This is a genomic window from Streptomyces anandii JCM 4720, assembly GCF_014650655.1.
GTDB lineage: Bacteria > Actinomycetota > Actinomycetes > Streptomycetales > Streptomycetaceae > Streptomyces > Streptomyces anandii.
Genome location: NZ_BMVJ01000006.1, coordinates 114201 through 123892 on the forward strand (window position 1 = coordinate 114201; position 9692 = coordinate 123892).

At 71.6% G+C, this 9692-nt stretch carries 8 protein-coding genes; 4 read left to right on the top strand and 4 right to left on the bottom strand.

The features are described from left to right. Window positions 1–326: helix-turn-helix transcriptional regulator (locus IE249_RS37125; protein ID WP_229858349.1), on the bottom strand; the 326-nt coding region annotated here is incomplete at its 3' end. A 105-nt stretch (window positions 327–431) separates the two neighbouring features. Between IE249_RS37125 and IE249_RS13280 the strand changes: the two genes are divergently transcribed. Then, on the top strand, window positions 432–1598 hold the full coding sequence (locus tag IE249_RS13280; protein WP_189705019.1) for a citrate synthase/methylcitrate synthase: 1167 nt from the start codon (window positions 432–434) through the stop codon (window positions 1596–1598). Window positions 1599–1668: 70 nt separating this feature from the next. Here the strand turns inward: IE249_RS13280 and IE249_RS13285 are convergent, their stop codons facing one another. Both IE249_RS13285 and IE249_RS13290 read right to left on the bottom strand, forming a co-directional pair. Further along, a complete protein-coding gene (locus tag IE249_RS13285) occupies window positions 1669–1905 on the bottom strand; it encodes a hypothetical protein (protein ID WP_189705020.1) in 237 nt (78 codons plus the stop codon). Between the two features lie 297 nt (window positions 1906–2202). Beyond that, complete coding sequence (locus IE249_RS13290) at window positions 2203–2709, bottom strand: DUF6082 family protein (RefSeq protein WP_189705021.1); 507 nt, start codon at window positions 2707–2709, stop codon at window positions 2203–2205. A 390-nt stretch (window positions 2710–3099) separates the two neighbouring features. On the opposite strand from IE249_RS13290, the gene IE249_RS13295 reads away from it, so the two are divergent. After that, complete coding sequence (locus tag IE249_RS13295) at window positions 3100–4212, top strand: CobW family GTP-binding protein (protein WP_189705022.1); 1113 nt, start codon at window positions 3100–3102, stop codon at window positions 4210–4212. Window positions 4213–4335: 123 nt separating this feature from the next. Here the strand turns inward: IE249_RS13295 and IE249_RS13300 are convergent, their stop codons facing one another. Further along, window positions 4336–6792, bottom strand: a complete 2457-nt coding sequence (locus IE249_RS13300) for a DNA gyrase/topoisomerase IV subunit A (protein WP_189705023.1) — start codon at window positions 6790–6792, stop codon at window positions 4336–4338. 344 nt (window positions 6793–7136) lie between these two features. On the opposite strand from IE249_RS13300, the gene IE249_RS13305 reads away from it, so the two are divergent. Both IE249_RS13305 and IE249_RS13310 read left to right on the top strand, forming a co-directional pair. Then, a complete protein-coding gene (locus IE249_RS13305) occupies window positions 7137–8510 on the top strand; it encodes a M16 family metallopeptidase (RefSeq protein WP_189705024.1) in 1374 nt (457 codons plus the stop codon). Then, the coding region (locus IE249_RS13310) for a M16 family metallopeptidase (protein WP_229858351.1) at window positions 8507–9692 on the top strand (1186 nt) is incomplete at its 3' end. The genes IE249_RS13305 and IE249_RS13310, both read left to right, overlap by 4 nt.

Genomic DNA, 9692 nt, shown 5'->3' on the forward strand with positions numbered 1-9692 from the left:
TAGGTGTGCCGCGCGGCCAGCTCGGTGGCGTCCACTCCCCGGAAGTAGTACCGGTCCTGGTCGATGAGCGTGATGCGGGTGCGCACGGACAGTTCGCCGCCGGAGCCCGAACCGCCGCCGCCGTCACGCCTGTTGCGGCGGGCGAGCGCCTCGACTTCGGCGGCGTCGAAGGTGCTGCCGCGCCCGCCCGCCTCGCGGCGGCTGCTCAGCTGACCGCGGCTGACGTACGCGTAGACGGTCTCGGGCTTCACGCCCAGCGCCTCGGCGGTCTCCTTGGTCGTCAGCCGCCGTTCCGCGGGGCCGCCGGGGGCTACTTGATCGCGCATGGGGTCACCGTATCCGTCCGCTCGGTAAAGATGCATATTGATTCAATCAATATTGACAGCGCATGAGTCAAGCATGGACATTCGAATCAAGTCCAGGGAGGAAACATGTCCGTCAACAGGGCCGCGGCCACTCTCGTCGACGCGCCGAGGGGTCTCGCCGGAGTCGTGGTCACCGACACCCGAATCGGTGACGTCAGGGGGCTCGAGGGCTTCTACCACTACCGCCAGTACTCCGCCGTCGAACTCGCGCGCACCCGCCGCTTCGAGGACGTCTGGTACCTGCTGGTCCACGGTGAACTGCCGGACGCCCGGCAGGCCGCCGACTTCGCGGCGCGGACCGCCGCGCTGCGCCGGCTGCCCGAGGAGGTCGGCGGCGCGCTGCCCGCCGTAGCGGCGGCGAGCGCGCGTTCCGGGCCGCTCTCCGGGCTGCGTACCGCGCTGTCGCTGCTGGGCGCGGCCCAGGGCTTCCGCCCGGTGTACGACATCGACGCCGACCGTCGGCGGCAGGACACACTGGTGGCGTGCGCGGCCGTACCCACCCTGCTCACCGCGCTCCATCGGCTCGGGCGGGGCCTCGAACCCGTGCCGCCCCGCGAGGACCTGTCCTACGCGGCCAACTACCTGTACATGTTGAACGGTCGCGAGCCGGAGCCGGAGCGGACCCGTGCCGTCGAGCAATACCTGATCTCAACCATTGATCACGGCTTCAATGCGTCAACCTTCACCGGGCGGGTCGTCGCGTCCACCGGAGCGGACGTGGCCGCGTGCCTCGTGGCCGCCGTAGGGGCGCTGTCGGGGCCACTCCACGGCGGCGCGCCGAGCCGCGCACTGGACACGCTGGACGCCATCGGCACGCCCGACCGCATCGACCCCTGGATCCGTGAACGCGTCCTCGCCGGCGACCGCATCATGGGCTTCGGGCACGCCGTCTACCGCACCGAGGACCCGCGTTCCCGCATGCTCCGGGAGACGGCCCGGGCCTTCGGCGGCCCGCGCGTGGAGTTCGCCGTGGAGGTCGAGCGCCGGGTGGAGGCGATCCTCGCCGAGCTCAAACCCGGGCGCGAACTCCACACGAACGTGGAGTTCTACGCCGGCGTGGTCATGGAACTGTGCGGTCTGCCACGGGAGATGTTCACCCCGACGTTCGCGGCGGCCCGGGTGGTGGGCTGGAGCGCCAACATCCTCGAACAGGCCGAGGACCCGAAGATCATCCGCCCGGTCGCGCGCTACGTCGGCCCGACGGCCCCGGTGGCGGTGCCGCACGCGGCCTGACGCGCCGGGAGACGGCGCGCGTGATGTCGGGTGCGGATGCCGGGCGCGGCGCGGCAGGTGAACCGGCTCGTCAGGCCTCGGGGATGTCGTGCTTGGCGCGGACCAGGGTCTCGCGTGTGATGACCACGATCCGCTCGTAGTCGGCCCGTGCGGCGTCGGCCGGCAGTTCGGGGTCGAGCTCCGCGGTGGCTTCGCGTCCCACCACCGCGAAGTCACCGTTGCTGAGCTCGAAGATGTCGGGGCACGTCTGGCCCGTTGCACTGCCGCGCTCCCGGGGCGAGGCCCCGACACGTCGCACGATCTTCACCGAGAGATACCGCCTCACAGCTCGAAGGGATGGTTCTTCCTCCGAGCCTGCATCTCCGAACCGGTGTCTGAACGGAGCGATCTGTCTCCGGGCGTGCGGGTGTTCGCCGGAGTGCCCGGAGAGGGCCAGGCGACAAGATATCCACTCCGGACCGTGAGTTGAGCGACTTCTCACCCGGCGACTGAGTGAAATTCCGCCACGGGCCTTGACCGGTACGGCCAGGCGGAGCGAATGGCCCGTTTCCGCGCTGCGTCCGGTGTGCGCCGGTAAGGGTGTCCCGCGGGAAAAGGGCGCCGCTTATTCCGGTTCGTCCGGCGGCTCGCCGACGACCCACCACTCGTCGGAGTCCGAGTCGGTCAGTTCCTGGATCAGATCGTCCATCATCAGCCCGAGCGCGTACTCCTCCGAGGTCACCGGCAGGCTCTTGCGATGATGCCGGGTCGCCTCCCAGTACTCCCGGAACACCTGGTTCTGCCCCATGACCCGCAGATGCCCGTACAACTCGCCGCGGGACATGGCGCCGATCCGGTGGAAATGGAGGGCGTTGATGTAGAGAGCGTTCGCGAAGAGGAACTGGCGCTGCTTCTCCAGGGGTATCTCGGTCTCGTAGGTGTCGAGAACCGCGGTCAGTGCGGGGTCGTCCATCGCTTTGCAGAGCAGGTCGAAATGGAGCCGGTGCTGTTCGGTGAGGGCGACTCTGCGCCGGTGCCTTGATGCCGGTGCGGAGACGGACCCGGTAACGGCAGCGAACCCCGCTTTGAATGCCGAAACGATCCTCCGTACTCCGGAACTCTGTGTGGTCATGTCAACCCCCGATCCAGGCGGCCGTCCGCCGGTCGTCGGGGCGTGGGGCGGGTGACGGGGACCGGCGAGCGGTGGGCGGCGCTTGCCGTCTCCCAGGGTGCCGAGCGGCTCTGATCGGCGGGGAGGCGGAGAGGAGGCGCACGGAGGGAAGCGAGGGTCGCACGGTCCGGCGCCATGTCCATCGTCTGCCCCGCGTGTGCTGCTAACAATCGTTCACCACAACCGGATTCCGGCGGCTCGTATCCTGGGTCGGCATTCCATTCCCCCAGGTGCACCGCGGATGTGAGCCGGTGCACGCGTCGGCGTGAGAGAGGTCGTACGGTGAGCCAGCCGAGCCCGGGTCAGGGGCCGCAGACAAGCACGGAGGCCCCTCCGGGCGCGGAGGCGAGCGTGCCGCAGATACCCGTCGTCGTGCTCGCCGGATTCCTCGGCTCCGGCAAGACCACGCTCCTCAACCACCTCCTGCACCACAGCGGCGGCACCCGCATCGGCGCGATCGTCAACGACTTCGGCGCGATCGAGATCGACGCCATGGCCGTCGCCGGAGCGCTCGGGGACTCCACGGTCTCGCTCGGCAACGGGTGTCTGTGCTGCGCGGTCGACGCGGGCGAACTCGACCACTACTTGGGCCGGCTCACCGCTCCCGCCACCGGCATCGACGTCGTCGTCATCGAGGCCAGCGGGCTCGCCGAGCCCCAGGAACTGGTCCGCATGGTGCTGGCGAGCGAGAACCCCCGAGTCGTCTACGGCGGGCTCGTCGAGGTCGTCGACGCCGCCGAGTTCGACGACACCCGCGCCCGGCACCCCGAGGTCGACCGGCACCTCGCGCTCGCCGACCTCGTCGTCGTCAACAAACTCGACCGGGCCGCCGACGGCGAGCGCGTCCTCGGGCTCGTACGGTCCCTCGTCGACGGGGCCGCGGTCGTGCCGGCCCGCCACGGCCGTGTCGATCCCGAGTTCCTCTTCGACCGCAGGCCGAGCGAGGAGCGGATCGGCCAGCTGTCCTTCGACGACCTGGCCGCGCCCCAGGTGGACGATGGAGCCGAGGACCACACGGGGCATCCGCACGCCGGCTACGACAGCCTGGCCTTCGTCTCCGCCGTGCCGCTCGACCCGCGCCGGCTGATGCGGTTCCTCGACAGCCGGCCCGAGGGCCTGTACCGGATCAAGGGTTACGTCGACTTCGGGCCCCACGACACGCGCAACCGCTACCTCGTGCACGCCGTGGGCCGCTTCCTGCGCTTCTATCCGCAGCCCTGGCCGGCCTCCGGGCCCGCGCGGCTCACCCAGCTCGTGCTCATCGGCTCCGGTATCGACACGGAGGCGCTCGGCAAGGAGCTCAGGGCGTGCGAGAGCGACGCCCCGCACGCCGACGAGCACGGCATGTGGGGCGTCCTGCGCTACGTACGCGACGGCGAGGAGCCGGACGGCGGCGGACAGGACCATGAAGACCCGTACCCGCGGGACGCGTACACCGAGTCCCTGGATCCGGAGGACGCGTAACCGCGGGCCCCTGAGCCGACGCTCGGTACTTCCGACGCACCCGCGCGCCCGGACGGGAGGCCCTGCGCCCGAAGCCCCGGACCCGAAGGCCCGCGCCTGGAGCCCAGGCCCCCAGGCCCCCCGCTACGCCGGTCCCGCGACCGCTGCCACCGTCTTGGCCAGCGAGACGCCCGAGCCGTCGCGGCGCGGGTCGATGTCCGGGAGTTCGGCCGGGTTGCCGTTCTTCTGCGCGGCCCGGGCCGGGACGGGTCCCGCCCAGGCGAAGGACAGGCAGTCCTCGCCCTTGAGGAACCGCTGGCAGCGGACGCCACCGGTGGCGCGGCCCTTGCGCGGGAACTGGTCGAACGGGGTCACCTTCGCCGTCGTCTGCACGGAGTCGTCGAGTGTCCCGCGCGAGCCGGCGACCGTGAAGACGATCGCGTCCGCGGCCGGGTCGACGGCCGTGAACGAGATGACCTTGGCGCCCTCGGCGAGCTTGACGCCCGCCATGCCGCCGGCCGGCCGCCCCTGCGGCCGCACCTGCGAGGCCTGGTAGCGCAGCAGTTGGGCGTCGTCCGTGATGAAGACCAGGTCCTCCTCGCCCGTGCGCAGCTCGGCCGCGCCGACGATCCGGTCGCCCTCCTTGAGGGTGATGACCTCCAACTCCTCCTTGTTGGACGGGTAGTCGGGGACCACGCGCTTGACGACACCCTGCTCGGTGCCCAGCGCCAGACCCGGCGAGGACTCGTCCAGCGTCGTCAGGCACACCGCCGTCTCGTCGCCCGCCAGGGAGACGAACTCGGCGAGCGGCGCGCCGCCGGAGAGGTTCGGCGCGGACGCCGTCTCCGGGAGCTGGGGCAGGTCCACGACGTTCACCCGCAGCAGGCGGCCGGACGAGGTCACCACGCCCACCTCACCGCGGGCCGTGGAGGGCACCGCCGAGACGATCACGTCGTGCTTGTGCCGCTTGCCGTCGGCGTCCTTGGCGAACGGATCGCCGTTGGCCGTGCGGGCCAGCAGCCCCGTGGAGGAGAGCAGCACACGGCACGGGTCGTCCGCCACCTGCAGCGGCACCGCCGCCACCGGCACCGAGCCGGACTCCAGCAGCACCGTGCGCCGCGGGTTGCCGAACTTCTTGGCGACCGCGGCCAGTTCGGCCGAGACCAGCTTGCGCAGCTCCGCGTCCGACTCCAGGATGCGGGTCAGCTCCTCGATCTCCGCGGTGAGCCTCTCCTTCTCCGCCTCGAGCTCGATGCGGTCGTACTTGGTCAGGCGGCGCAGCGGGGTGTCGAGGATGTACTGGGTCTGCACCTCGCTCAGCGAGAAGCGCTCCATCAGGCGCTGCTTGGCCTGCGCGGAGTTCTCGCTGGAACGGATCAGCCGGATGACCTCGTCGATGTCCACCAGGGCGGTGAGCAGGCCCTCGACCAGGTGCAGCCGGTCGCGCCGCTTGCCGCGGCGGTACTCGCTGCGGCGGCGTACGACGTCGAAGCGGTGGTCGAGGTAGACCTCCAGCAGCTCCTTCAGGCCCAGCGTCAGGGGCTGGCCGTCGACCAGGGCGACGTTGTTGATGCCGAAGGACTCCTCCATCGGGGTCAGCTTGTAGAGCTGCTCCAGGACCGCCTCCGGCACGAAGCCGTTCTTGATCTCGATGACCAGGCGCAGTCCGTGCTCGCGGTCGGTGAGGTCCTTGACGTCGGCGATGCCCTGGATCTTCTTGGAGCCGACCAGGTCCTTGATCTTGGCGATCACCTTCTCCGGGCCGACCGTGAAGGGCAGCTCGGTGACGACCAGGCCCTTGCGGCGGGCCGTCACGGTCTCCACCGACACCGTGGCGCGGATCTTGAACGTGCCGCGCCCGCTCTCGTAGGCGTCGCGGATGCCGGACAGGCCGACGATCCGGCCGCCGGTGGGCAGGTCGGGACCCGGGACGTACTTCATCAGCGTGTCCAGGTCCGCGTTCGGATAGCGGATCAGATGCCGGGCGGCGGCGACGACCTCGCCGAGGTTGTGCGGCGGCATGTTGGTGGCCATGCCGACGGCGATGCCCGAGGCGCCGTTCACCAGCAGGTTCGGGAAGGCGGCGGGCAGGGCGGCCGGCTCCTGCTCCTGGCCGTCGTAGTTGGGCGCGAAGTCGACGGTGTCCTCGTCGATGGACTCCGTCATCAGGGACGTCGCCTCGGCCATCCGGCACTCGGTGTACCGCATGGCGGCGGGCGGGTCGTCGTTGCCCAGCGAGCCGAAGTTGCCGTGGCCGTCGACCAGGGGGACGCGCATCGAGAAGGGCTGGGCCAGGCGGACCAGCGCGTCGTAGATCGACGCGTCGCCGTGGGGGTGCAGCTTGCCCATGACCTCGCCGACGACGCGGGCGCACTTCACGTAGCCGCGGTCGGGGCGCAGGCCCATCTCGTTCATCTGGTAGACGATGCGGCGGTGCACCGGCTTGAGCCCGTCCCGGGCGTCCGGCAGGGCGCGGGAGTAGATGACCGAGTACGCGTACTCGAGGAAGGAGCCCTGCATCTCGTCGACGACGTCGATGTCGAGGATCTTCTCCTCGTACGGGTCGTCGGGCGGCGGGTTCTTGGTGCTGCGGCGGGCCATCGCTGCCGGCTCCTTGCTGAAGCGAGTGACGGATCTGACGCGGACCATTGTGGACCGCCGCACTGACAACACCGACCAGCCCCCGGCAACCGGCCGCCCGCCCCGCCGGTCCCAAGCCCCCGACACACCGGTGACCCCCAGGTCAGGGACCGTCTCGCCGGGACCCCGCCGGCGCACGGGCCGGACCGGGCCGCGTCCCGTACGTGTCCGGCGCGCCGCCCGGGGTCTCGCTCTCGGCGTACGGCGTCCGGGAACTTCGCCAGGCGTCCGCGCGCTTGCATACAGTGGCAGGACCGGCAGGGAAACGGCGGTTTCCGGACCGCCAAGCGATCGAAGGGACGTACATGCCCATGGGTCACACGGCCACAGCCGAGGCAGGCTCCGGCGGCCTGACAGCGACCGAGCACCGCCTGGCCAACGGGCTTCGCGTGGTGCTCTCCGAGGACCACCTGACCCCGGTCGCGGCGGTGTGCCTCTGGTACGACGTCGGCTCCCGCCACGAGGTCAAGGGACGCACCGGTCTGGCTCACCTTTTCGAGCACCTGATGTTCCAGGGCTCCGCCCAGGTCAAGGGCAACGGTCACTTCGAGCTGGTGCAGGGCGCGGGCGGCTCGCTCAACGGCACCACCAGCTTCGAGCGCACCAACTACTTCGAGACCATGCCCGCCCACCAGCTGGAGCTCGCCCTCTGGCTGGAGGCCGACCGCATGGGCTCCCTGCTCGCGGCCCTGGACGAGGAGTCCATGGAGAACCAGCGGGACGTGGTCAAGAACGAGCGCCGGCAGAGGTACGACAACGTGCCCTACGGCACCGCCTTCGAGCGGCTGACCGCCCTCGCCTACCCGCAGGGCCACCCGTACCACCACACGCCGATCGGGTCCATGGCCGACCTGGACGCGGCCACCCTGGAGGACGCGCGCGCGTTCTTCCGCACGTACTACGCGCCCAACAACGCGGTGCTGTCGGTCGTCGGCGACATCGACCCGCAGCGGACGCTCGCGTGGATCGAGAAGTACTTCGGTTCCATCGCGTCCCACGACGGCAAGCCCGCGCCCCGCGACGGCTCGCTGCCCGACGTGATCGGCGAGCAGCTGCGCGAGGTCGTCGAGGAGGAGGTCCCGGCCCGCGCGCTGATGGCCGCCTACCGGCTCCCGCACGACGGCACGCGCGCGTGCGACGCGGCCGACCTCGCGCTCACCGTCCTCGGCGGCGGCGAGTCCTCCCGCCTCTACAACCGGCTGGTCCGCCGCGACCGTACGGCCGTCGCCGCCGGCTTCGGCCTGCTGCGCCTGGCCGGGGCGCCCTCGCTCGGCTGGCTGGACGTCAAGACCTCCGGCGATGTCGAGGTCCCCGTCATCGAGGCCGCCATCGACGAGGAGCTCGCCCGGTTCGCCGAGGAGGGCCCCACGGCCGAGGAGATGGAGCGCGCACAGGCCCAGCTGGAGCGCGAGTGGCTCGACCGGCTCGGCACGGTCGCCGGCCGCGCCGACGAACTGTGCCGCTACGCCGTCCTGTTCGGCGACCCGCAGCTCGCGCTGGCCGCCGTCAAGCGCGTCCTGGAGGTCACGCCCGAGGAGGTCAGGGAGGTCGCCAAGGCCCGCCTGCGCCCCGACAACCGCGCGGTGCTCGTCTACGAGCCGACCGCCGCCGACGCCACCGAACAGGCACCGGACGCGGACGCCGCGGCCACCGACGACACCGAGGAGGCGGCGAAGTGACCGAGCTCGCCACGATGGAGTTCCACCCCCGCCCCCAGGCGGGCGAGGCCAGGCCGTGGGCGTTCCCGGCCCCCGAGCGCGGCACGCTGGACAACGGCCTGACGGTGCTGCGCTGCCACCGCCCCGGCCAGCAGGTCGTCGCCGTGGAGGTGCTCCTGGACGCCCCTCTGGACGCCGAGCCGTCCGGCCTCGACGGCGTCGCCACGATCATGGCGCGGGCTTTCTCCGAGGGCACCGACAAGCACTCGGCCGAGGAGTTCGCCGCCGAGCTGGAGCGCGCGGGCGCCACCCTCGACGCGCACGCCGACCACCCCGGTGTACGGCTGAGCCTGGAGGTCCCGGCCTCCCGGCTGGCCAAGGCCCTCGGCCTGCTCTCCGACGCGCTCAGGGCGCCCGCGTTCGCCGACTCCGAGGTCGAGCGGCTGGTGCGCAACCGGCTCGACGAGATCCCGCACGAGCTGGCCAACCCCTCCCGGCGCGCCGCCAAGGAGCTCTCCAAGGAGCTGTTCCCGGCCACCGCGCGCATGTCGCGCCCGCGCCAGGGCACCGAGGAGACCGTCCGCGCCATCGACTCGGCGGCCGTCCGCGCCTTCTACGACCGGCACGTGCGCCCCGCCACGGCCACCGCGGTGATCGTGGGCGACCTCGACGGCCTCGACCTGGAGAAGCTGCTCGGCGAGAGCCTCGGCGTCTGGACCGGCACCCCTGCCAAGCCGCGCCCCGTGCCGCCGGTGACCGCCGACGACACCGGCCGCGTGGTCGTCGTCGACCGCCCCGGTGCGGTGCAGACGCAGCTGCTCATCGGACGCGTCGGCTCCGACCGGCACGATCGCGTGTGGCCCGCGCAGGTGCTGGGCACCTACTGCCTCGGCGGCACCCTCACCTCGCGCCTGGACCGCGTCCTGCGCGAGGAGAAGGGCTACACCTACGGTGTGCGCGCGTTCGGCCAGGTGCTGCGCTCCGCGCCGGACGGTTCGGGCGCCGCGATGCTCGCGATCAGCGGCTCGGTCGACACGCCGAACACCGGACCGGCCCTGGACGACCTGTTCACCGTGCTGCGCAAGCTCGCCGCCGAGGGGCTCACCGACGCCGAGCGGGACGTCGCCGTGCAGAACCTCGTGGGCGTGGCGCCGCTGAAGTACGAGACGGCGGCCGCCGTGGCGGGCACCCTGGCCGACCAGG

What these genes read in the sequence shown, in the direction of transcription:
- IE249_RS13305 (WP_189705024.1), top strand. Translation starts at nt 7,137, where the DNA reads ATGCCCATGGGTCACACGGCCACAGCCGAGGCAGGCTCCGGCGGCCTG.
- IE249_RS13290 (WP_189705021.1), bottom strand. Translation starts at nt 2,709, where the DNA reads ATGACCACACAGAGTTCCGGAGTACGGAGGATCGTTTCGGCATTCAAA.
- IE249_RS13280 (WP_189705019.1), top strand. Translation starts at nt 432, where the DNA reads ATGTCCGTCAACAGGGCCGCGGCCACTCTCGTCGACGCGCCGAGGGGT.
- IE249_RS13300 (WP_189705023.1), bottom strand. Translation starts at nt 6,792, where the DNA reads ATGGCCCGCCGCAGCACCAAGAACCCGCCGCCCGACGACCCGTACGAG.